1 protein-coding gene is annotated in these 249 nt (G+C 42.2%); it reads left to right on the forward strand.

The genetic code is table 11. From position 1 onward, the window contains the following. A partial coding sequence (locus AAEZ03_RS28420; protein ID WP_350583308.1) for a phosphoribosylaminoimidazolesuccinocarboxamide synthase occupies window positions 1-249 on the forward strand: 249 nt, incomplete at both ends.

The raw sequence follows: 249 nt of genomic DNA on the forward strand, positions 1-249 counted from the left end.
TACCAGCACAGGATGACGTCAATATTAGTCGTAGCGACATTGAAGCCAACTACCAAGCATTTGGCTTTGAAAAACCACAAGATATCGACCTATATGAAGTCCTGCTCAAGCAAGGCTTTAAAGTGATTTCTGCTGCACTAGCCAAGCTTGACCAAGTGTTTGTTGATACCAAGTTTGAGTTTGGTTATGTCAACGATAAAGACGGCAACGCTAAACTGATTTACATGGATGAAGTCGGCACTCCTGATT

The organism is Pseudomonas sp. HY2-MNA-CIBAN-0224 (genome assembly GCF_040310285.1).
Taxonomy (GTDB): Bacteria; Pseudomonadota; Gammaproteobacteria; order Pseudomonadales; family Pseudomonadaceae; genus Aquipseudomonas; species Aquipseudomonas helleri.